At 42.3% G+C, this 24802-nt stretch carries 24 protein-coding genes; 13 read left to right on the top strand and 11 right to left on the bottom strand.

Annotated elements, in window-relative coordinates; all coding sequences use genetic code 11:
• The first annotated feature begins 216 nt into the window (after positions 1-216).
• Positions 217-450, top strand: a complete 234-nt coding sequence (locus E2R65_RS15805) for a hypothetical protein (protein WP_134337445.1) — start codon at positions 217-219, stop codon at positions 448-450.
• A gap of 148 nt (positions 451-598) precedes the next feature.
• Here the strand turns inward: E2R65_RS15805 and E2R65_RS15800 are convergent, their stop codons facing one another.
• From E2R65_RS15800 to E2R65_RS15785, 4 genes are read right to left on the bottom strand one after another with little or no spacing between them, the layout of a single operon-like run.
• Positions 599-2179, bottom strand: a complete 1581-nt coding sequence (locus E2R65_RS15800; RefSeq protein WP_134337444.1) for a hypothetical protein — start codon at positions 2177-2179, stop codon at positions 599-601.
• On the bottom strand, positions 2180-4027 hold the full coding sequence (locus E2R65_RS15795) for a glycosyltransferase family 2 protein (protein WP_134337443.1): 1848 nt from the start codon (positions 4025-4027) through the stop codon (positions 2180-2182). It lies immediately after the preceding gene.
• Positions 4028-4078: 51 nt separating this feature from the next.
• Positions 4079-6172 carry a cellulose biosynthesis cyclic di-GMP-binding regulatory protein BcsB gene (locus E2R65_RS15790; protein ID WP_134337442.1) on the bottom strand — a complete coding sequence of 698 codons (2094 nt, stop codon included), beginning with the start codon at positions 6170-6172 and terminating at the stop codon, positions 4079-4081.
• Positions 6173-6205: 33 nt separating this feature from the next.
• Entirely contained in the window at positions 6206-7558 is a 1353-nt protein-coding gene (locus E2R65_RS15785) for a sensor histidine kinase (RefSeq protein WP_134337441.1), read from the bottom strand.
• A gap of 102 nt (positions 7559-7660) precedes the next feature.
• Here E2R65_RS15785 and E2R65_RS15780 point away from each other — a divergent pair, with 102 nt between their 5' ends.
• Together E2R65_RS15780 and E2R65_RS15775 are read left to right on the top strand one after the other, a co-directional pair.
• A complete protein-coding gene (locus tag E2R65_RS15780; RefSeq protein WP_134337440.1) occupies positions 7661-8758 on the top strand; it encodes a glycoside hydrolase family 5 protein in 1098 nt (365 codons plus the stop codon).
• Between the two features lie 44 nt (positions 8759-8802).
• Positions 8803-9783 (top strand): acyl-ACP desaturase, encoded by a 981-nt coding sequence (locus tag E2R65_RS15775; RefSeq protein WP_134337439.1) that lies wholly within the window; start codon positions 8803-8805, stop codon positions 9781-9783.
• Positions 9784-9949: 166 nt separating this feature from the next.
• Here E2R65_RS15775 and E2R65_RS15770 read toward each other — a convergent pair whose 3' ends face one another.
• Complete coding sequence (locus tag E2R65_RS15770) at positions 9950-11554, bottom strand: mechanosensitive ion channel family protein (protein WP_134337438.1); 1605 nt, start codon at positions 11552-11554, stop codon at positions 9950-9952.
• A gap of 47 nt (positions 11555-11601) precedes the next feature.
• The gene (locus E2R65_RS15765) at positions 11602-11928 is read right to left on the bottom strand and encodes a hypothetical protein (RefSeq protein ID WP_134337437.1); all 327 of its coding nucleotides are present in this window, start codon (positions 11926-11928) and stop codon (positions 11602-11604) included.
• A gap of 114 nt (positions 11929-12042) precedes the next feature.
• On the opposite strand from E2R65_RS15765, the gene E2R65_RS15760 reads away from it, so the two are divergent.
• From E2R65_RS15760 to pyrH, 9 genes are all read left to right on the top strand, one after another.
• The gene (locus tag E2R65_RS15760) at positions 12043-13062 is read left to right on the top strand and encodes an aldo/keto reductase (RefSeq protein ID WP_134337436.1); all 1020 of its coding nucleotides are present in this window, start codon (positions 12043-12045) and stop codon (positions 13060-13062) included.
• Between the two features lie 346 nt (positions 13063-13408).
• Positions 13409-13618: a hypothetical protein gene (locus E2R65_RS15755; protein WP_134337435.1), complete on the top strand. Its 210-nt coding sequence runs from the start codon at positions 13409-13411 to the stop codon at positions 13616-13618.
• Positions 13619-13632: 14 nt separating this feature from the next.
• Complete coding sequence (locus E2R65_RS15750) at positions 13633-13923, top strand: type II toxin-antitoxin system RelE/ParE family toxin (RefSeq protein ID WP_183500377.1); 291 nt, start codon at positions 13633-13635, stop codon at positions 13921-13923.
• A gap of 438 nt (positions 13924-14361) precedes the next feature.
• Positions 14362-14799, top strand: coding sequence for a 50S ribosomal protein L13 (rplM, locus tag E2R65_RS15745; protein ID WP_067062091.1), 438 nt, complete (start codon positions 14362-14364; stop codon positions 14797-14799).
• A gap of 25 nt (positions 14800-14824) precedes the next feature.
• On the top strand, positions 14825-15211 hold the full coding sequence (rpsI, locus tag E2R65_RS15740) for a 30S ribosomal protein S9 (protein ID WP_134337433.1): 387 nt from the start codon (positions 14825-14827) through the stop codon (positions 15209-15211).
• A gap of 20 nt (positions 15212-15231) precedes the next feature.
• On the top strand, positions 15232-16086 hold the full coding sequence (gene rpsB, locus E2R65_RS15735; RefSeq protein WP_134337432.1) for a 30S ribosomal protein S2: 855 nt from the start codon (positions 15232-15234) through the stop codon (positions 16084-16086).
• 150 nt (positions 16087-16236) lie between these two features.
• A complete protein-coding gene (tsf, locus tag E2R65_RS15730) occupies positions 16237-17088 on the top strand; it encodes a translation elongation factor Ts (RefSeq protein ID WP_134337431.1) in 852 nt (283 codons plus the stop codon).
• Positions 17089-17304: 216 nt separating this feature from the next.
• Positions 17305-18426, top strand: coding sequence for an N-acetylglucosamine-6-phosphate deacetylase (nagA, locus tag E2R65_RS15725; RefSeq protein ID WP_134337430.1), 1122 nt, complete (start codon positions 17305-17307; stop codon positions 18424-18426).
• Positions 18427-18476: 50 nt separating this feature from the next.
• The gene (pyrH, locus tag E2R65_RS15720; protein WP_134337429.1) at positions 18477-19181 is read left to right on the top strand and encodes a UMP kinase; all 705 of its coding nucleotides are present in this window, start codon (positions 18477-18479) and stop codon (positions 19179-19181) included.
• Between the two features lie 186 nt (positions 19182-19367).
• Here pyrH and E2R65_RS15715 read toward each other — a convergent pair whose 3' ends face one another.
• From E2R65_RS15715 to E2R65_RS15700, 4 genes are all read right to left on the bottom strand, one after another.
• Positions 19368-21122: an ABC transporter ATP-binding protein gene (locus E2R65_RS15715; protein WP_134337428.1), complete on the bottom strand. Its 1755-nt coding sequence runs from the start codon at positions 21120-21122 to the stop codon at positions 19368-19370.
• Between the two features lie 217 nt (positions 21123-21339).
• Positions 21340-21903 carry a ribosome recycling factor gene (gene frr / locus E2R65_RS15710; RefSeq protein ID WP_134337427.1) on the bottom strand — a complete coding sequence of 188 codons (564 nt, stop codon included), beginning with the start codon at positions 21901-21903 and terminating at the stop codon, positions 21340-21342.
• A 286-nt stretch (positions 21904-22189) separates the two neighbouring features.
• Positions 22190-22585, bottom strand: coding sequence for an RNA recognition motif domain-containing protein (locus E2R65_RS15705; RefSeq protein ID WP_134337426.1), 396 nt, complete (start codon positions 22583-22585; stop codon positions 22190-22192).
• Between the two features lie 147 nt (positions 22586-22732).
• The gene (locus E2R65_RS15700) at positions 22733-23185 is read right to left on the bottom strand and encodes a 3-oxoacyl-ACP synthase (protein ID WP_134337425.1); all 453 of its coding nucleotides are present in this window, start codon (positions 23183-23185) and stop codon (positions 22733-22735) included.
• Between the two features lie 297 nt (positions 23186-23482).
• On the opposite strand from E2R65_RS15700, the gene E2R65_RS15695 reads away from it, so the two are divergent.
• Complete coding sequence (locus E2R65_RS15695; protein WP_134337424.1) at positions 23483-23668, top strand: hypothetical protein; 186 nt, start codon at positions 23483-23485, stop codon at positions 23666-23668.
• Here E2R65_RS15695 and E2R65_RS15690 read toward each other — a convergent pair.
• Positions 23665-24789, bottom strand: coding sequence for a CapA family protein (locus E2R65_RS15690; protein ID WP_134337423.1), 1125 nt, complete (start codon positions 24787-24789; stop codon positions 23665-23667). The genes E2R65_RS15695 and E2R65_RS15690 overlap by 4 nt on opposite strands.
• Positions 24790-24802 lie beyond the last annotated feature (13 nt).

The raw sequence follows: 24802 nt of genomic DNA, 5'->3' as shown, positions 1-24802 counted from the left end.
CTGCACATCTACCCCGCCGTTCACGTTCACGCGGCGTGAACACCGTGAACAGAACGTAAATACCTGCGGATCAGACCGTTCGTAAATCCGCCCCCTCCACTACGCTAAACGCCTTACAAACGCCCCGAAACGCCCTGGAAACGACCCAAGGGTTATTATCATTAAATTTATTAGAACTAAACTGCGATCAGCTTGTTGCCTTTAAAAAACACAGATATGAAAAATCCATTTAAAAAACACGATAACAGTAACAAGTTGGTAGCAGGTTTAACCTTAGGGGCCATATTTGCGGGGGCAATAGTGTACCTATATACCAAACGCAAAGCAGATATTGATGCTGCCGCAGCAGAACTTAAAGAACATGCACAGGATTACCTGAAGGAAAAAGGTAAACAAGCCAAAAAAATTAAAAGTACGGTTAGCGATCTGGCAGATATCGTGCAGAACTAAAAGGAAGAATTTACGGATTGCTTACCGGCATCATCAGCGCAGGATCATACGTCGGGCCTGCCCGGATGATAATTTGGCGGATAAAGGGTTAGGATAGGCAGGAAGTACAGCATATACTTAATGATTAATGCACCGGGAATAACAGGCTTTAAAATCTGCTGTTCCCGGTTTCGTTAGTGATCACACGGTAAACTGTCCAGTCGTCGGTTTCAAATACCTTGCGGAAGTTTACATCGGGGATGGTTTTACGTATCGTAAGGATGTACTTATTATTCAGCTGGGTATAGCCGGACACTACATTCTTAGCCGTTGCCACCACAATATAATCCACATATTTATCGGGCGATTCCAGGGCGCTTAAAAAACTACCCTGATACGGCATGATAACGGGCTTTATATCTTGTGTAAAGGCTATTACACCGTAGCCAATAGCATCATCTATCAGCACGTGCGCGTCGCCGGGCAGGCTGTTGAGATAGCTGGCCACATCTATATTATCTTTATATACATCATCCACATGGCGGTTAACCAGCACCGACGCAAAATTTTTCTCTTCGGCAATAGAGGATGTTTTTAAATAATACCAGCCTACATACAGTTGAAACAGCACGGTTACCAGTAATAGTAACTTAAAGCCTTTTTGTTTTTTTACCGTATGTGCTTTAAATATCACGCCCAAAAAAGCCAGTATTAAAAATATAAGATAATACTGGTAGGCTAAAAATACCTTGCTGTACTTGATATGCAAAAACTCGATAAATGCAAAAGGGATCAATAGCGTAAGTACCTGGTAGGTGCTTTCTCTGAACAGGTATATCGCTATTAGTATCATGGGTGCAAACAACAGCACCTGGGCAGATAGCAGGATAGATGTTTCGGGGATGCGGTAGGCCGTGTCGGTGGTCAGCTGGTCAAAACTAAGCTTATCTACCAGTACATTCCAGGTAGCATAAGGGCTTTCATTAAAATAATTCAGATCGTTGGCGTGGGTAAGGTTAAGCAGTTTGTAACACAGTACAGCGGCCAGCGGCAGGCTAAATAAAATAATGTATAGCGCAAATGTTTTGTTGGCCAGCTTACGCCTTAGGGATGGGCTGTTAAAGCTTAAAAACAGCCTGAAGATAGATTCCTGCTCGCCCAGGTTTAAACTGTGTATGGTAATAGATAGCACCAGGGGCAAAAAAAACAGGGTTAGCCAAATAAACTTATAATCGCAAAATATAAGCCCAACCAGGCATATACTGGCTATAGATACGTGGAAGGTGGTGTTGGATTTGTAAAATTTAAACAGGTTAAGAAAAAACAGGAAAAAAAAGATAAGGATCAGATAAATGCTTTTACCTGATGATGCCGTATAAATAATGCCCGGATGAAACAGGAAGATGATGAGCAGCAGCCAGATGTAGCCGTCATCATTAAGGCGCTTGGCCACAGTTGATGCTATAACGTAAAATAACGCAGCTGTACCCAGTGCCGATGCCAGCACAGGCGCCAGGGTTTTAAAAGGGCTGAAGATAAAGGATACGTAGAAAGGCAGTATGGGCGAAGTAAGGCCCATTACTTTTAAGCGGTTGCCTAAACCCTCAAATACGATCTTGGTCTTTTCGATATAAAAAAGCGACTCGTGGTTGTAATACCCGATCCTGTTAAGGTATATGCCGCATACCAGGTAGTAAATAACCAGTATAAACGTAAGGATGAACAAATATAGGGTACCTGTAAGCTTCATTTATTTTACAACGTTTGTAGGGTTGTTTACTTTACTTAAACCATGGTTTGTTTTTTCCCAGTAAAAGGGCTTAACAATTAGCTGGTATAAGCCTTTATAAGCCGATATGGAGTGCATTAACCAGTAAATAGGGTTTGCTACAGCAAACAATATCAGCTCGTAATAGCGGCGTTTAAATACCGCTATCATGTTTACATAGATCATGAGGATGTTACCAACCATCAGGTTAAAAATAGACATGAACAGCACCCAATCCGGGAAGAGCGAACGGATGGTTGAAAGATCAAACACCACGTAACAAATAAATATGGCCAGCAATAACGGGTAAACCAAAAAGGTGATAGGGGTGGCGCCTATAAAAAAGTTAAAGCCCAAAAAGCCTTTCCAGCCTATTTCGCGCCACAGTGCAGCCGGGTTACGCATGTGTACCAGGTAGGTTTGCATGTAACCTTTTATCCAGCGGCTGCGCTGGCGGATCCAGTTAAAGGGCTCGTTATTGGCCTCTTCGTAGGTGGTGGAGTTGATGATCGCAATTTTATACCCCTTGGCATAGGCCCGCACACCCAGGTCGGCATCTTCGGTAACGTTAAAAGGGTCCCACGCGCCAAGCTCAACCAGCTGCTCCAGCTTAAAATGGTTACTTGTACCACCCAGGGGGATGGGGATATCCAGCGTATCTAAACCGGGCAGCATATAATCAAACCAATACGAATACTCCAGGGTAAACATCCTGGTCAAAAAGTTCTCGTTACGGTTAAAGTAGTTTAATGCGCTTTGTATGCAAATGTATTCTTCGGGCAGTTTTCTGAAAAGCGACACCACTTTTTTAAGCTGATCGGTATCGGGGATATCCTCGGCATCGTAAATGGTTAAATATTTACCACGCGCAAAGTGCAGGCCGTAATTACAGGCTTTGGGCTTTGTTTTTGGCATGTGGAAAGGCACCACAATAACTTCAAACACGGCCGGGAAATCCAGGTTTTTAACGGCGTTAAAGGTTTTATCGTCATCCTCTTCAATCAGCAGCTTAATATCCAGCTTGTGGCGCGGGTAATCTATGGATTGCAGGTTCCATATCAGTTTTTTGATCAGCTTATCTTCTTTATACACCGGTAATAAAATGGTGTATATCGGCAGTTCGTTATCTATAACGGCCTTAACTTCTTCTTTGGTTACGGCCTGGTGCAATTCAAACCTGGAGCCTACAAGGGCCAAAAACAGCTTGAATATAATGGCCACCAAAAAAAACGAACTGATGATAACGTTGATAACAATGGATGTGTTTTTAAAGCTGATAACCAGCCCTATGGCCACAATAGCGATAAGCACAAATATAAACACGAGCTGCGCGGTTGAAAAGGTTACAACGGCCGAGCTGTCCGGGTCGCGCTTCATCAACTCAAACACGGCAGATTTGGTGTACTTTTCGCCCAGCAGCTTATTACTCAGCCAGGTAATATCCAAATCTGATGCGATCATTATTTCGGGTTCCAGGTCATAGGTAAACCGGATGAAATCTTTAAAAAGCTCGTCATCCGGCGATGCCATTAAGCACACTACCTTGTTGTTTTGGATGCGCAGGGGCATCGCTAACCGGTCGTTGGCAAAGCTCAGGTCTGTTTGCTTCAGCACCTCCTCGTCATAAGCCTCCTTGCGGGGCTGTTCGTTGATCTGGTAACCCGCGTTGAGTATAGATCTGTCGTAATTTTTACGCGAGATGTATCCCGAAGTAAGCGCTATCTTAATGAAGGATAAGCCGGATTCAACCGAATGCTGTTCAATCGCCTCGCGGTCGCCCGCGGTGATAAACCCATCATTAGTCAACAATTCAGGAATTGAGATACTCATCAAAAAAATACTCTATAATTAAAACCTTGCGCCCAATAATACACCGGAACGTTAATCGTTAAACAGCTCCTGCGATTTTTGCACCTTTGAACGTATATAAAGGAATGACAATAATATCAGCACCAATATACCCAACAGGATGTACAGGTTGTAGGTATCCCAAAAACGGGTCAACGCGCTCTTGGTATCAATATACTCCAGGTTTTCGCTTGATTTATTTATATTAAACAAGTACTTGTTGTTATTAACATCCGAGATACAAACGTTACTGCTTAGGGTAGACAGCTGCTCGGTAATAGATTTTGAAGCAGCCAGGAACGCCTCAGACAGGTGCTTGCCCGTAGCGGTTAATACCAGCGTAGCGTTGTTGCTGCGCCCGTAAAATATCTGTGCCAGCCCGTTAGAGGTGGTATCTGCCAGCGAGTACACTACCGTGTTGTTATCGGTATTGTATAATCTAAAGTTACGATCGAACTGGATGGGAGCATCCGGAAACTCCTTCATCAGCGGGTCGTCTTTACTTAAAAGTGCAATAATATTGTTCTTTTTAAGCTCAGACGGGGTACTGGCGATATCTGATGAGTAAATAAACTCAGGGAAATTGTTAGCGTTGATGTTGTTATTCAGTTCGTAAATAATTTCGCCCATGGCGCCGGCGGCATACTTGGCGTAAGGTTTTGATACCACGATGCGGGTGGTGCCGCTGTTAAAGGCCTCGGGGTACTGGTAAAAGCTCAGATCGCTGGTGATGAACGGGTTTTTAGATTCCAGGTATGATTTGTCTACATCAATTTCGGCAAAGAAATTGGTGAAGCTGTTTTTACAGTTACCGTTATTTGGGTAAAACCTAAATTCGGCCTCCAGCGTGTTATACTTATGGTGCTGGTACCTGTTAATGGTAACAGATGTATTGAGCTTGCCGGATGCATCCAGCTTTTCGCTGCTTAACAATAAACCATTCAGGTAAATGTTAAAAAAACCGCGGTCGCCGGGGTTAAGGTTGCTGTAGTTAGCCACAATGCGAATCTCTACCTCTTTAGGCGTAAAGCTAAAATCAGAGTTTTTAAAGTTGAACGCGCTTTTTAACGAACCGATGCCCGATAAGAAATCGCTAACGCCGCCAATTTGCTTCAGCGATAGTTTAGAGCGGTTCTCGTCAATGGTTTTAAAGAAAGTGTTTTGTGCCTTGTTCACCAGCAGGTAATCGCCAAAGGTTGAATTCAGCACGTTCATATTACCTATTGCCGTAATGCTTTTTTCGTAACCGGCATCATCGCCGCCGGTAACAAACAAAATCTCTGTAGGTACGGCTTCCTGTACCACCGTTTTTACTTCGGCCATTTTGCCTTTCACATCTACCATGCGGCTAATGGTATCGGTTACGGTTGATACGGATTTGTGCAGGTACAGCAAGCCCTGGTTAGCTTGTGGTGTAACCTTTACCAATTCGCGCTTATCATCGCGTAAAGTAGGCATAGCGCCAACCATAATGTAATTGCGTACGCTATCCGGCAGGTTAGCTAATTCAAATACGCTTATATTTTTGGTTTGGGTTTTTTTAAGCCTTGCGTAAGCCCAGGCAACGGCCTTCAGATCGTGCAGGCTGGGGTTGCTGTTGTAAACAATAGCTGTTTTAGAATCGAAACAGTTACTGATGTTGATATTGTTAAAAAAGTTTTTGTTGCTTTTAATTAACGACAGGTACGAATAATTTTTGATTTTTAACCACATGGCCGGGTTATCCAGGTCGCGGCACTGGTCGTCTGTAATGGTTAACAGGGTTTTGATGGTTATTTTAAGATAGTTATCTGAAGAGATATCGGCCTTGGTAAGCGGGAAGATGATCTTCTGGATAGAATCTTTGGTTAAACGGCCGCTGTAAACCGGTTTGGTGCCCACAAAAAGGTTGATGTATGATTTTTCTCGTATCAGCGCTTGCGACGGCTCAAAATAAATTACCAGTTTGCTGCCGTTTATTTCATACTGCGGTGTAACCTTAAAATAAAACGAGCTGGCGCCGCTCATGCCAAATATCGGCTCATCATCATTATGGCCCATTGCCTTAAATGATATGATGCGTTGGTTTTGGGCAAAAGCAATTGTGCTAAGTAGTATGAAAGCCAGTAGGGTGAAAAATCTTTTCATCAGATATTGCGTTAGTTTCAGTTAAAAGCGTTATTAGTTTATTACGTAGAATTCTACCCGGAAATAGTTTCCGTTATCGTTACTGCGGTAAGTAAGCTCGCCGCCAAGTTCCTGTGTCATTAATTTGGCTATAGAAAGGCCTAAACCCAGGCGGCTTTCGATGGTGCCCGAAGCATCATTCAATGTTTTTAATTTGTTAAACATCATATCCAGCTCATCCTGGCCAATGGCAACCCCTTCGTCTATGATCTCGAAAACAAATCTCTGGCGCTGCAGGCTGGTAACCACTTTAATGTTGTTATTGGTTTGCGAAAACTTAATGGCGTTAGAGAGCAGGTTTTGAAACACCTGGCCTACAAATACCTTATCAAGCTTAACATTCAGCGGCAGTTTTAATACGTTATCAACCAGGTGGATGTTCTTCATCTGTGCTGTTTCTACCAGTCCCTTAAACACATGTGCCACTTCGCTGTTAATATCAAATATCTCCATATTGAATTTCATCTCAGGCGATTCGATCTCTTTAACATCCATCAGCTTATTCAGCATATACTGCATTTTGTCGGCGCTTTGGGCTATAAAGCTGCTATATTCTTTTTGGTCGGTACTCAGCCGGTAATCCTCTTCTATCAGCATATTGTTACTCATCACAATTTGCCCTATCAGGTTTTTAAGATCGTGGCCTGCAATATTTATAAAGCTGTTTTTCTGTTCGTCCAGTTTACGCAGCTGCTCGTATTGCCTGTCAATAATATTGTTTTTTTCGTTAATGTTCTGGTTTTGTTCTTTCAGCTGCTCGTTAGATTTTTCGATCAGGATCTGCGATCGTACGTCACGGGCAATTACCTTAAAGCGCGAGTTGGGGATGAGGCAGGATATAAAAGCGATAATGAAAAACATTTGCCCCCCGTTATCAATTACAAGGTCTAAAGAGTAGTCGTTTAAGTTTAAAACGTTATAAAACACCGCAAGCAGCAAAAAGGCTACCAGCACCTGCACTATAGAGTTAATAGGCTCCCAAAAAACCTGCAGGTTAAAAAACAAGATAATTATGGCGTAAATTAAAAAATAGGTAGGCTGTTGTTGTAAGTTTACAATATTACATAAAAGCGCTGCGGTAACAGAGAGCAGGAAAAAACAAATGTGCAGCAGTAAACGGTAATTGTACTTACGCAGCTGAAAAAAGCTGTTAAGGCCGTAAATAATAAGTACGGTTATAATACGTACAATTAAAAACTGCAGCCAGATATTATTGGCATAAATAAAATCTACGATACTAAAAATGGGATATAAAAATATAATTGTCCAGATTATATTATTTGTTTGATACCATGCTTTTTTTGATATCTCCTTTTTATATTCTTCTTTTGAAATTTGAACAAACATTTTGTATCCTTAAATTATAATATAAACAGATCAGCGTTAATAAGCATTAAAATATTGAAACATACAGATTTTAAAAAACTAACCCCCAAGCCGCTAATAAATATGCTTATTATAATATTAATTATAATTACGCACGGCAGTATTGCAAAAAACAATCCAACACGGTTAAACGAGCGGCAAGTTGCGTTTAAGCGTGCAAAAAGCCTGGATAACGGCGTAAGCCTATCCTGGCTGGAGCAAACGTGGAATAAAGATGTTTTAGGTATAAAGCCCATTAAAAAAAGCGATTTTGAGTTAATTAAAAAGCTGGGATTTAAAAGTGTGCGGCTCCCGGTGGCTTTTGCTTACTTCCGGGCCAATAATGTTCCGGTTGAGAAAGTATTTACTCATATTGATGAAGTTTTGAAACAATGTACTGTTTATGGGTTAAAACTAATAATTGATTATCACTACGGCAACCTTAACGATACGAATTACTTAACCGAAACGCCAAAGATCATTAACCAATGGATGATATTAACAAAGCGGTATATACGAGAAAATCCGGAAAAGGTTTTCTTTGAAATATATAACGAGCCGGGCCGTATCAACCCCAAGGTGTGGAAAGACGCCGCCTATAATATTGTAACCGCCATACGCAAGGTTGATAAAAAACGCACCCTGATAGTTGGTGCCTCAAACTTTAACAGCATTTATGAGTTAAGCAGAATGGAAAGGCTGGCAGATGAAAATATTATTTATACGTTCCATTTTTATGAGCCCTTTATGTTTACACACCAGGGCGCCGATTGGGTTGGCAACCAGGTGGCAACTACAGGTGTACCGTTTCCGTATAACGCGCAAACCTATCCTGCCATTAACCCCAAGGTAATTGGCACCTGGGGCGAAACAAATTATTACCAGTATAAAAACGATGGCAACGAGCAGTCGGTACATGATAAGTTACTGATCGTTAAAAACTGGGGGGCCAGGTACGGTGTACCGATACTGTGCGGCGAATACGGTGTGTACAACAAATATACCGATGACGATAACCGTTGCCGGTATATCAAGGCGGTAAGAAAAAATTTAAAAGAAATGGGTATCCCGGGCATCATGTGGGATTATAATTCCGGGTTTTCGATATTTAACGGCCCGCCTGCTGTAGGCAACCTCAGCAATTGCATGAAACAGGCCATTGATTATACCGGTGCCAAATAATATTATAGTTTTAAATGATTAACTTTGCAACCTAAGATAGTGCTATGAAATTTTTTGAGGAAAAACGTAAGGAAGTAATGGGGCATATAGAAAAATTCATGCTCGAAAAGATGGATGAGTATCTGAAGCCTATTGACACCATCTGGCAGCCATCAGATTTTTTGCCTGATGCGTCAAGGGATACGTTTTTTAGCGAGATCAAAGAAATGCAGGAAAGCGCCCGCGGGTTATCTTACGACCTGGTGGCCGTATTAATTGGCGATACCATTACAGAAGAAGCACTGCCTACTTACGAATCGTGGTTAACCATGGTTGAGGGAGTATCTGATAACGAAGAAGGCGGCTGGATGAAATGGACCCGCCACTGGACAGCCGAAGAGAACCGCCACGGCGATCTGCTCAACAAATATCTGTACCTGAGCGGCCGCGTAAATATGCGCGCTATGGAGGTATCTACCCAATACTTAATTGCCGATGGCTTTGATATCGGCACCGGACACGACCCGTACCGTAACTTTATTTACACATCATTCCAGGAGCTGGCAACCAATGTATCGCACCGCCGTGTAGCCTCACAGGCTAAAAAGGATGGGGATACGCTGCTATCTAAAATGTGCGGTGTAATTGCCGGCGATGAGGCGCGCCACGCCAAAGCCTACAAATACTTTATCGAAAAAATATTTGAGGTTGACCCTAACGAAGCCATGCTGGCATTTGAAGATATGATGCGCAAAAAGATTGTGATGCCGGCACACTTCCTGCGCGAGATAGGTTTAAAGATAGGCCAGACATTCGGCCACTTTACCGATGCGGCAGAGCGCCTGGGCATTTACACGGCTATCGACTATGTAGACATCCTGAAAGAACTGATAGAAGACTGGCACATAGAGAGCGTGATAGACCTGAAGGAAGACGGTGAAAAAGCCCGCGATTACATCATGAACCTGCCCAACCGCCTGATCCGCGTGGCCGAACGTATGAAAAACCCCATGCTGGAATACAAATTCAGCTGGATCTACGGATAAGCGATAACCATATATAATCGCTTGTTTAATACAGGCAGATGCAGCACACAGCCCTTTTATTTACCAATAAAAGGGCTGTGTGCTTATTTTATAAATTCCTCAACGCTTTCCTCAACAAATTTACACCAGTTAAACTTGTTTAGTATTTAGTTAATGGGTTTTTGGCTTACTTATTAATGTTAAATCCCGGTACGGTGTATCCGGCGGGTTTGTAGGCATCCGGTATCTGTATGCTGTTTCCGTCGCGCAGTGCAGTGTATCCCGGCGACATGATCTCAACACCTGCTTCATTAAATTTATCCTGTATGTTTTGATAAAGGCCGGAGTAAATTACCGCCATTTTATTAGGTTGATTGGTGTAGGCGTTTACCTGGTAGCCGACATTGAAATCGTTAAGCGCTGTTTGCAACACAAACGGCTTAGGGTCTTGCTGTATCCCATCCGTAGCCAGTGCGGCATCTATAAGCAGTTGTTGTACCTTTTGCCAGGGCGCATCATAGCCAATGGTAACAGTTGTGTTTAAAATAAGGCCCAGTGTGTTTGCCGACGATGAGTAATTTACGCTATGCCCGTTAAGTATTGCTGCATTCGGGATAACCACATCTTCGTTTTTTATTGTGCGTAACCGTGTAGCCAATACATTTTTTTCTATCACATCACCGGTTATATCACCAAGTTTAACACGGTCGCCAATTTTAAAGGGGCGCATATAGGTAAGTACAACTCCCGATATCATATTAGATACAGCCGAGGATGAACCAAAAGAAAACAAAACACCTAAAAACACGGTAACTCCCTGAAATACCTTGGAGTCGGATCCGGGCAGATAAGGAAAAATGGCAACAAACATAAAGGCATATAATAAAATGCGTATAATATTGTAAGTAGGCATGGCCCATTCAGGGTAAAACCCTTTAATGGTAAATGCCCCCTGCCCAATTTCTTTAGATATAAATTTTACCAGCTTTAATATATAGTAGGTAATTGCAAATATTACAGCAACGGTAAGTAGGTTAGGTATATAGCGTATAAAGGCAAAAGCAATACCTTTTAAAGGGTCAACCACGTAACTTAACAGCTGTGTTGCTATTGGCTTTGATGAAGGGAATATAAAAAACAGTATAGGCAGCGCAAGGTAAACCAGTAACAGTATGATCAATATCCTTATAACCTTAATGATGTTGCTTACAAACGGGAAGATACGATGCGCATAACTTACCGGGGCGCCTTGTGCCGCAAGTTTATCCAGCCGGCTTTCCCATGCCTTTATAAAGCGTAAGGTGAGCCATCTAAAAGATTTATTAATGCCCCATATTAAAATCACCACTAAAATAATAACAGCTACTGCCTCTAAAATATTTATCGTAAATTGTTTTAAACTGTTATTTTCAAAAACAAGGCCTAATTTTTTTTTGATCACGGCCTGATATTGCGCGGCAAGCTGCGGGCGGTTAAGCTCTGTAAAGGTTGCATCTTTATTATTAACCACCATTATCATCTGCGATTTGTAAGATATAACAGATATGGCTGTGTCGTTTTTAACAGTAACAGAGTCTGCAATAAAATCTAAGCGGTCTAAAATTGTGTTTAGGCGTTTGGTAATAATGTCTGCACGCTCGCGTACAGCAAACATGCCCTGGCCGGCATATATTTTAAACAAAGTATCGTTGCGTAAAACTATAGGGACACCTGCGGGCTTTAAAACCTGCTGGGCTTGGGTAAATACCTGGCTGAAAATAAAGAATAGGAATAAGTAGTACGTTTTATGCATTTGCGTTATGGTTAAGGCTATAAATATATCAAGAGTGATTCATTATCTTACCCCTCCTGCACCAGATCCGTGCCTTGTCCGCCGGAGATATCATCAAACAGACTATTTAAAATAGATTCTACCGTGATGGAATTTACATCATCCACGTAATGTTCGTTACGGGTTATCCATAACTCATCAGCCTGCACGGCTATATTAAAAAGTACGCCTTCATACAAGTCGGGCTGGGTGATCTGGATACCCGAAGGGGTATTGGTTATAATGAATGTAATATCGCTTTGTTTTTGCTCATGGAAGATGGGGTTCAGCCTTTTGTTTATATGATGGTAAAGGTCATCTATACTAACCGGTTTATGCAGGGTGATAATTTTCATGATGTTGTATTTGGTATATTTACAATTGGGTTAAACGGATTGTTTACCATCCACTTTTATTTAAGCATTTAAAACAGGAGTTTTGTTTAAACCGTTTATACAAAAACTACTACTATGAAATATAAATTATTAGGCCGGTCGGGATTAAAGGTGTCCGAACTTTGTTTAGGTACCATGGGCTTCGGCACCGAAGGCGGCTGGGGTGCAGATGCCGCAACCAGTTTCGAGATTATGGATGCCTACGCCAATGCCGGCGGCAACTTTCTGGATACGGCCAACATCTATAAACTGGGTACCAGCGAAAAGATCATCGGCGATTACCTGTCTACGCAGGACCGCGACTATTTTGTACTGGCCACCAAATACACTTTAAAGGATAATACCACCAACCCCAACGCCAGCGGCAACAGCCGTAAAAATATGATGCGCAGCGTAGAGGATAGCCTTAAACGTTTAAAAACAGATTTTATTGATGTGCTGTACCTGCACATTTGGGATGATATTACCCCGATAGATGAAGTATTGCGCGGACTGGACGACCTGATTAAACAGGGCAAGGTAACCTACGCTGCTATAAGCGATACGCCTGCCTGGGTGGTAGCTAAAGGCAACACCCTGGCCGAGCTGATGGGCTGGAGCCAGTTCATCGCACTGCAGGTAGAGTACAGCCTGCTTGCCCGCACGGCCGAGCGCGAACTGATCCCGATGGCTAAACATTTCGGGATGACGGTTACCCCCTGGGCGCCATTGGCCGGCGGCGCACTCACCGGGAAGTATTTAAAAGGCGATAGAGGGCGAATAAAGGCCGATAGTAAGCGCCTGGATGCCCGTGCAGAAAGCATTACCAAAGTAGTGATGGATATAGCGCAGCAATTGGGCGTATCCGAAAGCCACGTAGCCCTGCAATGGACCATGAGCAAAAGTTTTAGCTGTATCCCGATTGTGGGCGCCACCAAAATAGACCAGTTAAAGGATAACCTGAAAACGGTTGATGTGGTATTAAGCCCCGGGCATATTGCCATGCTGGATGATGCCAGCAAGATAGAATTAGGCTTCCCCGGCGATTTTTTTAACGAGGAAGCAGTGAAGGTGAACTCGTTCGGTGGGTTTTATGATATGGTAGAGAAGCGGTAAGAGAAATTCAGCATTGAATCGGCGTTGCGTTAGGTAAAGAATAGGTAAGCTAATTTTAGAGCGATTTTAGCATTGACAACTTTTAAAAAGTTGTCAATGCTGTGTTGCATTAGGTAGAAAAGAAGTAAGCTGAGTTTAAAGCGATTTTAGCATTGACAACTTTTAAAAAATTGTCAATGCTACTTTTCATTATAAATAAAATCCTTGCAGCGAACAACAGCCCGGCGGGTAACCTACAGTATGAGCAAAAAGCGGGATTATTTGAGGCTGAGAAATCCGGCCTTTTCTTTAATATAAAGAGGGCACCATATGATTTTTTCGTATTTTTGTTACACAAGGATTAATTATGGTAACTATAAATTCAACACTTGAAGATATAATGCAGCTGGATTTTACATCCAGGGAGATGTTGCTTGAAATTTTACAAAAGCGACAAATAGAAGCCAAGAGAGATGAAGTAGCTAAAAAAGCCAAACAGTCTTTAAAAATTTATACTTCAGGTAAACTTCCGTCTTTATCAGCTGGCGAGGTTATTGATAAATTAAATTCTTTATAATATCAATAATGCCTATGCAGCGCAAACTGGTATTGTCTAAAACTTTTGAAAAGTCATACAAGAAATTCACAAGCAGCAATCAGTTTTTAAAGGCGGCAATTGCAAAAGCCATCCAGAAATTAGAATCAGATGCATTCGACCCATCTCTCAGAACACATAAATTAAGCGGAAAACTTGCAGCATATCTCGCCTGCTCTTGTGGCTACGATTGCAGAATAATATTCACAATTGAGAAAGATTTAACAGATTTTGAAAGGGAGATTGTGCTATTATTGGATATTGGAACACATAACGACGTTTATTAGCGATTTTAGCATTGACAACTTTTAAAAAGTTGTCAATGCGGCGTTGCGTTAGGTAGAGAAGAGGTAAGCTGAGTTTAGAGCGATTTTAGTATTGACAACTTTTTAAAAGTTGTCAATACTGTGTTGCATTAGGATGGATAGAGAAAGATAGTAAGGTGATGATAAAAATTCTTTTTTAAAAACATCCTTATATAACAATACATAAAGGATTTTGTAGAGGCGCGATACTTCGCGCCTTTTGCATTAGAGCGCTTTAATAAGATAGAATCTTAATCAAAATTACCCTGGTTTTCTATCTATCTGCCAGCTGATTTCACCACTCACTACCTCATCTCAATAAAACCTGCAAACCATTTGTAAATTAAATAAATAGGCGTATCTTTGCAGTCCCGTAATTACGGGGTAAAGAATACGTTTAATAAATTTAATTAAAAGCAAGTGAATACGTTAAGTTACAAAACTGTCTCAGCCAACAAAAAAACCGTTAATAAAGAATGGGTTGTTGTTGATGCAAACAATGAGATTTTGGGGCGCTTGTGTACTAAGATCGCGATGATGATCAGAGGTAAGCACAAGCCAGGGTTCACCCCACACGTAGACTGCGGCGATAATGTAATCGTTATCAATGCAGACAAGGTTAAACTGACCGGAAACAAATTCAGCGAAAAGCAGTATGTTTCTTACACCGGTTACCCGGGTGGTCAGCGTTTCATTTCTCCAAAAGAGTTAATGGCCAAGCATCCTGAGCGTGTGATTGAAAAAGCCGTACGTGGTATGTTACCTAAAAACCGTTTAGGCCGTGCTATTTATGGTAACCTGCATGTTTACGCAGGTGCAGAGCATCCTCATGCCGCTCAAAATCCAACAACCATTTAATTTTTAATCACAAGGAGAAAAGAAAATGCCAACAACTAACACTTCAGGCAGAAGAAAAACCGCTGTGGCCCGCATCTATTTAAGCGAAGGCGCTGGCGCTATTACCGTTAACGGTAAAGATTACAAAGAGTACTTCCCTACCTTACCATTACAATACATCGTTATGCAATCAACAGAAGTTTCTGGCTCTGCCGGTAAATTTGATGTTAAAGTAAACGTTGCAGGTGGTGGTGTTAAAGGCCAGGCAGAAGCCGTTCGTTTAGCTATCGCGAAAGCTATTGTTGAACTGGATCCGGAGAAAAAACCAGCATTACGCGCTAAAGGTTTAATGACACGTGATGACCGTATGGTTGAGCGTAAAAAACCAGGACGTAAGAAAGCACGTAAGAAATTCCAATTCAGTAAACGATAATTTTAAGGAGGACACAAACAATGGCAAGAACAACATATCAGGACTTACTGGATGCAGGTGTACACTTTGGTCACCTTACCCGCAAATGGGACCCGAAAATGTCACAGTACATTTTCATGGAGCGCAATGGTATCCACATTATAGATTTAAATAAAACCTTATCAAAGGTTGAAGAGGCTGCTGCAGCAATTAAACAAATTGTAAAATCAGGCCGTAAAGTATTATTCGTAGCAACAAAGAAACAAGCGAAAGATATCGTAGCCGAATATGCAAAAGGCGTAAACATGCCTTATATCACCGAGCGTTGGTTAGGTGGTATGTTAACCAACTTTGCTACTGTACGCAAGTCGATCAAAAAGATGTCGAACATCGATAAATTGACTAAAGACGGTACTTACAGCAACTTATCTAAAAAAGAGCGTTTGATGATACAGCGTGAGCGTATCAAATTAGAAACATTGTTAGGTGGTATTGCGGATCTTAACCGTTTACCTGCTGCATTGTTCCTGATCGACGTGAAGAAAGAGCACATCGCGGTATCTGAAGCTTTAAAATTAAACATCCCGACTTTCGCGATGGTTGATACCAACTCTGATCCGTCTAACATCGATTTCCCTATCCCGGCGAATGACGATGCTACCAAATCAATTTCATTGATCACCGGTATTATCATCAAAGCTATCGAAGAAGGTTTAGACGAGCGCAAACGCGAGAAAGAAGACGAAACTGAAAAAGAAGCAGCAGCTGCCAAAGCAAAAGCTGATGCGCCCGAAGTAGCAGATCGCTCTGAAGGTGGCAAACGTAAAAGGACTGCAGAAGTAACAGCTGAAACTGCTGAAACCGAAGCCCCTGCTGCTGATTCAACAGAAGAATAATAATTTAAGTGAGTGGTGATTGGTGAGCAGTGAGTGGTAAAACTCGCCGGTTACTGTTCACCACTTATTCATTAATAAAATTTGGTGTTTGGGGATGATAAGTAAAATAACTACTCACCACTCACTATTCACTATTTAACTTTACAAAACATGTCTACAGTACAAATATCTGCATCAGATGTAAACAAACTGCGCCAGCAAACAGGTGCGGGCATGATGGATTGCAAAAAAGCTTTAACAGAAACTAACGGTGACTTTGAAGCTGCTATTGATTTTTTAAGAAAAAAAGGTGCTAAGGTTGCTGCAAGCCGCCAGGATCGCGAATCTAACGAAGGTGCTGTTATTGCACGTACTTCAGAAGATTTTAAAACAGGTGTGATCATCGAGCTTAACTGCGAAACAGATTTCGTAGCTAAAAACGCTGAGTTTATTGCTTTTGCTAACGAAATTGCAAATGCAGCTGTTCAAAGCAAACCTGCTTCTATCGAAGCGCTTTACGATCTTTCTATCGACGTTGAGAACGCAAGCGTTAAAATTGGTGATGCAATTATTGATAAAACCGGTAAAATTGGCGAAAAGATCGGCATATCTAAATACGAAGTGATTGAAGGCGATAAAGTTGTTGCATATATACACGGTAACTACCGTTTAGCGGTATTGGTTGGCTTAAACAAAAATGCTGCAGGTGCAGACGAAGCCGGTAAAGACGTTGCGATGCAAATTGCTGCCATGAGCCCTGTTGCTGTTGATAAAGATGGTGTTGATTCAACGATCATCGAGCGCGAATTAGCTATCGCTAAAGATCAGATCCGTGCAGAAGGCAAACCAGAAGAAATGGTTGAGAAAATTGCTGCAGGTAAGCTGAACAAATTCTACAAAGATTCTACCTTATTAAACCAGGAGTTTGTTAAAGACTCATCTAAAACTGTTGCCCAGTTCTTAGATTCGGTTGATAAAGGCCTAACCGTTACCGCATTTAAGCGGGTTGCTTTAGGAGCTTAATTATATTATCCCCCTCGTTATTAACGAGGGGGATTTTTTTTGCGATATTGTTTTGTAGAGACGCGATACTTCGCGTCTCTGTTTGCGAAAGATGCGGAGTATCGCGTCTCTGTTTGTGAAAAGACGCGAAGTATCGCGTCTCTGCAATTGTAAAGAAGATTTCAAAATCGAAAAAGTAAAGTCTCCCCTATCGGGGGAGATTTAGAGGGGGCTTCTATGATAACAGCACTTCATAACCTTAAACTCATCTCTGGCGGTACCATCGCCCAAGGCAAAGCCGTTTTAATTGCGGGCAGCCACATCAAAGCCGTTATTGATGAAACTGCCATCCCTGCAGGTGCCGGCAAGAAAGATCTGAACGGGGCATACCTTGCCCCCGGTTTTATCGACTTACAGATCTACGGCAGCGGCGGTAAACTATTTGCCGGCAAACCCGAAGAGGCCGCCTTAAGGCAGATGGAGGATGACCTGCTAAACCAAGGTACCACAGGCTTTTTTGCTACCATTGGTACCAATACCAACGATATTGTAGAAAAGGGGATAGCCGTTGCTAAAGCCTACCGTGCTACCGCAAAAGGTAACTTTTGGGGCCTGCACTTAGAAGGGCCATATCTTAACCCCATTAAAAAAGGTGCGCATCCTGCAGAATTTATTAAAAAAGCCACACTCGCCGAAGTTAAAAGCTGGGTAGAACAGGCCGATGGCGTGATAACCATGATAACCATTGCACCCGAGTTGCAGGATCAGGAAGTGATAGATTATCTGCATGCGCAGGGTATCATCATTTCATCGGGCCATAGCAATGCTACTTATGAGCAGGGTAAAAACTTTTTAAATAAGCCCATCCCGGCGGTAACGCACCTGTTTAATGCGATGCCCCAAATGCATCACCGCGAACCGGGATACATCCCTGCTATTTTTGAAGAAAAACCTTATACCGGCATAGTTGCTGATGGGAACCATGTAGATTGGCCGATGATCCGTTTGGCCAAGCGCGAACTTGGCGATAGACTGTTCCTGATTACTGATGCGGTTACGGCCGCAACAGAGGGAGCCTACCAGCATAGGTTAGAGGGCAACAAATATGTAATGCCGGATGGTACGCTATCCGGATCGAGCCTTACCATGCTTAAGGCAGTGCAAAATTGCGTGGAAAAGGTTGGGATAGATCTGGCAGAGGCGGTAAATATGGCTTCGCTTTACCCGGCAAAACTTGCAGGCAAAAAAACTAAGGGTAATGTAGAAGCCGGTTTTGATGCCGATCTGATCATCTTTAATGAGCAATACCAAACCCTGGCAACCATATTGCAGGGAAATTATTTAACACCGGCAACATAAAATTTTAACAATACCATTTATTATCTATTTTTGATAAATCTTCCTTATAAATGAAATATAAAAGAGTCCTGCTGAAATTAAGCGGCGAATCCCTGATGGGCGAACGCCAGTACGGTATCGATAACAACCAGGTTTTACAGTACGCGCATGATATAAAGGCCGTTAAAGACCAGGGTATAGAAATAGCCATTGTTGTGGGTGGCGGTAATATTTTTAGAGGGCTTAGTGCCGAAAAAAGTGGTATGGAACGTGCCCAGGCAGATTATATGGGGATGCTGGCAACCGTAATTAACTGTATGGCCCTGCAAAATGCGCTGGAAAGTATTGGTGTGGAAACCCGTTTACAATCGGCCATTAAAATGGAGCAGATCTGCGAGCCTTACATCCGCCGCCGTGCCATGCACCATTTAGAGGTGGGTAAAATTGTGATCTTTGGTGCCGGTACCGGTAACCCATACTTCACTACAGATACAGCGGCATCTTTACGCGCCATAGAGATCAAAGCAGACGTGGTGCTGAAAGGTACCCGCGTGGATGGGATTTATACGGCCGACCCGGAGAAGGACCCATCTGCAACCCGTTATGACGAGATCAGCTTTCAGGAAGTGTACGATAAGGGCCTGAATGTAATGGACATGACCGCCATTACTCTTTGCCAGGAAAACAAACTCCCTATCATTGTATTTGATATGAACAAAGAAGGCAATTTTATGAAAATTGCCAACGGCGAACCAATTGGCACGCTGGTGAAATAAAATAAGCTTATACCAAGAAAGCCCTGCTGATCAGCGGGGCTTTGTTTGTTTTCACCTGCGCGTCATTGCGAGGAACGTAGTGACGTGGCAATCTTCGATAGGTAGGTCGCCGATTTTTCTATCAAAGATTGCCACGCTATCGCTCGCAATGACGGTAGGCGGGTAGGGAATACTGTCACAAGCTACCTACGCATCTACCGCATGTTTCTCACCAATTTGCTGGCGCCACATGGCGTAATATAAACCTTTCTGGTCTATCAGGTCATGGTGCTTGCCCGATTCGATAATTTGGCCTTTCTCTAATACGTAAATGCAATCGGCATGCATAATAGTTGATAGCCGGTGTGCTATCAGTATAGTGATATGATCGTTCAGTTCAGATACATCGCGGATGGTATCGGTTATCTCTTCCTCGGTGATAGAATCAAGGGAAGAAGTAGCTTCATCAAACACCAGCAGGTCGGGCTTACGCAGCAAGGCACGGGCGATAGAAAGGCGTTGCTTTTCGCCGCCCGATACTTTAACGCCGCCTTCGCCAATTACTGTATCTAAACCTTTATCGGCACGTGCAAGCAGGGTTTGGCAGGCCGCGCGCTGTAGTACACTCATACATTCTTCATCGGTAGCTGTAGGGTTAACAAACAGCAGGTTTTCGCGAATGGTGCCAGAGAATAGCTGCGTATCCTGGGTAACAAAGCCAATTTTCTCGCGCAGCTGATCCAGGTCTATCTCGTTACTTGATATACTGTTATACAACACATCGCCCTGTAAAGGCTGATATAAACCCACCAGTAACTTAACCAGCGTGGTTTTACCAGATCCGGATGGCCCTACAAAGGCAATGGTTTCGCCGCTGTTTGCTTTAAAACTGATATGGTTAAGGGCATTACGGTTAGCAGTTAAATGTTTAAAGCTAACATCGGCGAAGGTAAGTGTGCCTATTTTTTCCAGCAATACCGGTTTTTCGGGTTTTTTATCGATGGGCGTGTTTAGGATATTTTTAAAATTGCCTAAAGAAACCTCCGCCTCGCGCCAGCTTAAAATTACGTTACCTAATTCCTGCAAAGGGTTAAACAGAAAAAAAGAATAAAACAGGAAGGTAAAGTACTGCCCTGCCGAAATATGCCCTTTAAATATCAGCATCAGCAATACCACTACCATGGCGCTGCGCACCAGGTTAACGGTGGTGCCTTGTACAAAGCTCATACTGCGTACATATTTTACTTTTTTTAATTCAAGGTCTAATATTTTATAGGTTGTGGTATTTAAGCGTTTTATTTCCTGCTTGGCTAAACCCAGGCTTTTTATCAGTTCGATATTTCGTAAAGACTCGGTAGTAGAACCGGCCAGGGCCGTAGTTTCGGTAACAATATTTTTTTGAATGCGTTTGATGCGGCGGCTCATGGCCATACTTACAAACGTGATAATAGGGATAGCGGTAAAATATACCAGTAGTACCTGATAACTAATGGATACCGAATACACCATAACAAATACCATCCCTATTAAGCTTACAAATAATATGCTGATGAACGATGTGATGAACTTTTCGCAATCTAAGCGTACCTTTTGCAAAATGCCCAGGGTTTCGCCGCTACGCTGATCTTCGAATACCTGGTAGGGCAGCTCAAGCGAGTGTTTAAGCCCGTCGGCATACATTTCTGCGCCAACTTTTTGGGTGATGATATTGGTAAAATAGTCCTGAAAGTTTTTGGCTATGCGCGATATCATGGCTACACCAATAGCCAGGCCAACGTACATCAATACGCGGTGCAGGTACTCGCTTTCTTGCAGCGCGCCCCGTTTTTCTATAACGCTGTCAACAATACGGCCGGTTATGTAGGGATCCAGCAGAGAGAAGCCGATGTTCATGGCTGCAAGAAACAGCGCCAGCACAACAATCCAGCGGTGTTTTTTTAGATAACTGATAAGTATATTCATTTTTCGAGAGCAAAAATAAATAAAGGCATCGGGCTATATGGCTCATTCCCTTTAATTTGACAATGACGTTAATAAACAGGTCCGCCCATCCCACTTTTAAACTCAGCATATGCCATAGCAGCAGAGGGGCAAACCTCTGATAAGATTATGAATAATCCATCCAATAAAAAAGGGATGAACCTTTCGGCCATCCCTTTTAATTAAATTCAACAGTATGTTAAACTGTCATGATATCTTTTTCTTTTGCTTCTGATAGCTGATCTACTTTTACAATGTAGGCATCGGTTAATTTTTGCACTTCTGCTTCGCCAACTTTTATCTCATCTTCAGAAACACCTTCGGTTTTTAATTTTTTGATCTTTTCGTTGGCATCCTTCCGGATGTTACGGATAGCAATTTTGCCGGTTTCGGCCTCGCCTTTAGCTTTTTTAGCCAGGTCGCGGCGGCGCTCTTCGGTTAGCGGTGGTACGTTAATACGGATAATAACGCCATCGTTTTGCGGGTTAATACCCAGGTTAGCTTCTTTAATGGCTTTTTCTATAGCGGGTAACAAGTTTTTTTCCCAGGGTTGTACAATGATGGTACGCGCATCAGGCGTATTTACACTGCCTATCTGGCTTAACGGGGTAGGTGTGCCATAGTAATCTACAGTAACATCATCCAGCATAGATGGGTTTGCTTTACCAGCACGTATCTTGTTTAATTCGTTATCTGCATGGGCAATGGCTTTATCCATTAAAGCTTTTGCATCATTTACTTGTTTTTTAATGAGTTCGCTCATTGGTTATGATTTTTGACAAAAATAATAAAAAGTATCAAAGCCACTTAAGTTCCCGGCTGTAGAAACAAAGAATTTATTGGCCTGATAACAAAATTTGATGCAAGTGGTTTTAACTACCCCGTATGCTATACAGGATATTATACCAGAATTGATGATATAAACAATGCTAAACCTTAAAAAAAGGCAACAAAAAGCACGCTAACAAAATTTTGAGAGCGTGTTTCAATAATTAAAGGTAAAAGCCTGGTAATACAGCGCTTTTACCTTTAAAGGTGATCTTTACAGATTACCAACGGCTACCGCCGCCGCCGCCTCTGCTATCTTTAGAGTAGCCGCCACCGCCGCCACCTCTGTTATTGTCTCTTGAGTAGCCACCGCCACCGCCGCCACGGTTGCCGCCACCAAAACCACCGCCGCCACCGCTTCTGCGGTCGCCTGGTTTTTTATCTTCTGCCTGGCTAACAGCAATTGAACGGCCGCTAACTTCAGAACCGTTAAGGCCTGAAATCGCTTTTTGTGCAGCTTCGTCATCAGACATTTCAACAAAACCAAAGCCTTTGCTTCTGCCAGATTCTCTGTCAATAATAATTTTAACGGTGGTTACTTCACCATAAGCTTCGAAAAGCTCTTGTAAATCTGCTTCCTGTAATGAGTAAGGAAGGCTTCCTACGAATATGTTCATCAAAAAATTAGTTTAGTAATGATCAGTTTGTTACCTGTCATTTTATTTGTTTACATCAAATATAGAATAGAAATCAATCAGTTGTACAATTATTTATTAAACTAAATTTTTTATTTTCTATTTCGGGCTAATTTGCCGCCCCAAAAATTAAATAATTGACGTTATCTGATAAGTTTTTTCATTTAAAACAAATGCATCCCCAACAGTTTTATCCTTTAGTTTATAGCCAATTGGCGATGCCGGCGACACGGCAAAGTAGCTTTTGCCATCTGCACTTAAGGTACCGGCACTAATGGCTAAATAAAAATTGCCGTTAGTGGTAATAATAATGCTTCCGGCTTCGGCTTTTTGCGCTATGCTGTTAAAAGAGATATGATTTAAGGCTACCAGCAGCTTGTTAGCTTCGTTTAACTGGGCCAGGTTGCGGTTGGTTTCCTGCTGGGCCATTTCGCGGCCGGTTTCGTACTTATCACCTGCGCTGCTTTTGGTATCGTCATTTTGCGCCTGCTGTGCTTCGGCAATGGCTTGTTCTGCTGCGTTCATACGGCTTTGCACATAAGCAACACATAAAGCATGCAGTTTTGCTTTTAATTCGATCATTATAGGGAGTTAAAAAAATGAAGATGAAATTTTTGTTGCGGAATATCGACAGGCTTATAAAATAAAAGCCCCAAGCACTCGCTGCCCGGGGACTTTCAACCTAAACCTTATCACAATGTAAATGCGAGGCACTTACAGGCATATTAACGTAATTGGTGATCAAATGATATGAACGATATTAAGAAATTGACAATTTAATGATAATTCCCGGTGCCATATAACAACTGTGTTAAACAAAACAAACTACAGGTAAAGTGGTTTATGAGTAGATTGTTTAAAACTAACTAATTATCTATCATGAATTTAAAACGTACTTTCGGCGCTATACTAACTGTTTTAGGCATTGTTGGCCTGATATACACTGGCGTACAGATCATTCAGCATGCAGGTGAAACCACTACTTTAATTGTAGTAGGTTTAATTGCCATTATTTTCTTTTTTACAGGCATAAGCCTTGTGCGCAATACTAAAGACGAAGCCTAATTTACGGCTTGGGGCGTTATAATACCTGTTGTAGAAATAGTTAAGCCGGGCCGTGTAAAATCGGCCTCGGTTAAAGCTTTTATGCGTAAAGCCGCGCGGTTAAGGCTATCGGGCTTTAAACCGGCCTGGTGATTTTGCGTGTATGAAAGTATCTTACCGTTTAAAAATTCCCCGTTTTTATTGATTTGTAATTGCAGCAAGGGTGCCAGGCCGCAAACCCCGGCCACGCTTACGCCTTTGTAAGTAGCAAAATTACCCAAGCTGTAGGCTATCAGCCTGTTTTTGTATAATTCTATTGCGCGTGCTACGTGCGGGCCGTGCCCTATTACCACATCGGCGCCGGCATCAATGGCGGCATGGGTAAATAAGCGCAGGTTACCCCGGTTTTCCCCTTTAAATATTTCTGCCGAATCGGCCACATGCTCGTATCCGGTGCCTTCGCCGCCGCCATGGAAGGATGCGATCACCACATTGCTTTTAGCCTTTAAGTTTTTTATAATGTTTTTCGCTGCTGCAATTTGCAGCAGCGAAACCGTTTGGCCGTTCGGCGAAAAAGCGCAGAAACCATACGTTACCCCATTTTTGGTAAATATTTTTGAGGGATGGCTTTTAAAGCCGGCAGTGTAAATGGCCAGGCTATCTAATATTTTAATGGTGCTTTTGCGCCCGGCAAGATCAAAATCATTAGAGTGGTTATTGCCTACACTTAATAAGTTAAAGCCGGCATCTTTTAAAATACCGGCATATTTTGCGGGCATTCTAAATAAATAACCCTGATGCCTGAATTTTAATTTGTAATTCACCGGTGCGCCGGTATCAAGCAATACCCCCTCCAGGTTACCAAACGTAATATCGGCTTTTTGCAAATATTGTGCAGTAGTGTTAAAGGTGTTTTTAGCGCCATCGGCTGGTAAAAAAGTACTGTCGGGATAGGATGAACCAAGCATAATATCGCCCACGGCAGCAATATTTATTACGGTGTCTACAACTGTGGGCTCAGTTGCAGCAGCCGGTATTTGCGTATGCTTTAGCCGGTAAACTGCCTGTTTTTTTGATTTTGAATGATGGCAGGCAGTAATTAAAGCCAAACATCCTAAAAGTAACATCAACCGTAATTTCATGCAGGGAGCAAAA

The organism is Mucilaginibacter phyllosphaerae (assembly GCF_004378255.1).
GTDB classification, from domain to species: Bacteria; Bacteroidota; Bacteroidia; order Sphingobacteriales; family Sphingobacteriaceae; genus Mucilaginibacter; species Mucilaginibacter phyllosphaerae.
The sequence above is the reverse complement of the archived record's forward strand: the minus strand, read 5'-3'. Positions and strand labels throughout refer to the sequence as shown.

Bases quoted from the DNA above. Each gene is read 5' to 3' on its own strand.
- E2R65_RS15715 (WP_134337428.1), bottom strand. From the start codon at position 21,122: ATGAATATACTTATCAGTTATCTAAAAAAACACCGCTGGATTGTTGTG.
- tsf (WP_134337431.1), top strand. From the start codon at position 16,237: ATGTCTACAGTACAAATATCTGCATCAGATGTAAACAAACTGCGCCAG.
- E2R65_RS15800 (WP_134337444.1), bottom strand. From the start codon at position 2,179: ATGAAGCTTACAGGTACCCTATATTTGTTCATCCTTACGTTTATACTG.
- E2R65_RS15695 (WP_134337424.1), top strand. From the start codon at position 23,483: ATGAATTTAAAACGTACTTTCGGCGCTATACTAACTGTTTTAGGCATT.
- pyrH (WP_134337429.1), top strand. From the start codon at position 18,477: ATGAAATATAAAAGAGTCCTGCTGAAATTAAGCGGCGAATCCCTGATG.
- E2R65_RS15690 (WP_134337423.1), bottom strand. From the start codon at position 24,789: ATGAAATTACGGTTGATGTTACTTTTAGGATGTTTGGCTTTAATTACT.
- E2R65_RS15775 (WP_134337439.1), top strand. From the start codon at position 8,803: ATGAAATTTTTTGAGGAAAAACGTAAGGAAGTAATGGGGCATATAGAA.
- E2R65_RS15760 (WP_134337436.1), top strand. From the start codon at position 12,043: ATGAAATATAAATTATTAGGCCGGTCGGGATTAAAGGTGTCCGAACTT.
- E2R65_RS15755 (WP_134337435.1), top strand. From the start codon at position 13,409: ATGGTAACTATAAATTCAACACTTGAAGATATAATGCAGCTGGATTTT.
- rpsB (WP_134337432.1), top strand. From the start codon at position 15,232: ATGGCAAGAACAACATATCAGGACTTACTGGATGCAGGTGTACACTTT.
- rpsI (WP_134337433.1), top strand. From the start codon at position 14,825: ATGCCAACAACTAACACTTCAGGCAGAAGAAAAACCGCTGTGGCCCGC.
- E2R65_RS15785 (WP_134337441.1), bottom strand. From the start codon at position 7,558: ATGTTTGTTCAAATTTCAAAAGAAGAATATAAAAAGGAGATATCAAAA.
- E2R65_RS15765 (WP_134337437.1), bottom strand. From the start codon at position 11,928: ATGAAAATTATCACCCTGCATAAACCGGTTAGTATAGATGACCTTTAC.
- E2R65_RS15805 (WP_134337445.1), top strand. From the start codon at position 217: ATGAAAAATCCATTTAAAAAACACGATAACAGTAACAAGTTGGTAGCA.
- E2R65_RS15780 (WP_134337440.1), top strand. From the start codon at position 7,661: ATGCTTATTATAATATTAATTATAATTACGCACGGCAGTATTGCAAAA.
- E2R65_RS15700 (WP_134337425.1), bottom strand. From the start codon at position 23,185: ATGATCGAATTAAAAGCAAAACTGCATGCTTTATGTGTTGCTTATGTG.
- E2R65_RS15705 (WP_134337426.1), bottom strand. From the start codon at position 22,585: ATGAACATATTCGTAGGAAGCCTTCCTTACTCATTACAGGAAGCAGAT.
- nagA (WP_134337430.1), top strand. From the start codon at position 17,305: ATGATAACAGCACTTCATAACCTTAAACTCATCTCTGGCGGTACCATC.
- E2R65_RS15795 (WP_134337443.1), bottom strand. From the start codon at position 4,027: ATGAGTATCTCAATTCCTGAATTGTTGACTAATGATGGGTTTATCACC.
- frr (WP_134337427.1), bottom strand. From the start codon at position 21,903: ATGAGCGAACTCATTAAAAAACAAGTAAATGATGCAAAAGCTTTAATG.
- E2R65_RS15790 (WP_134337442.1), bottom strand. From the start codon at position 6,172: ATGAAAAGATTTTTCACCCTACTGGCTTTCATACTACTTAGCACAATT.
- E2R65_RS15770 (WP_134337438.1), bottom strand. From the start codon at position 11,554: ATGCATAAAACGTACTACTTATTCCTATTCTTTATTTTCAGCCAGGTA.
- E2R65_RS15750 (WP_183500377.1), top strand. From the start codon at position 13,633: ATGCAGCGCAAACTGGTATTGTCTAAAACTTTTGAAAAGTCATACAAG.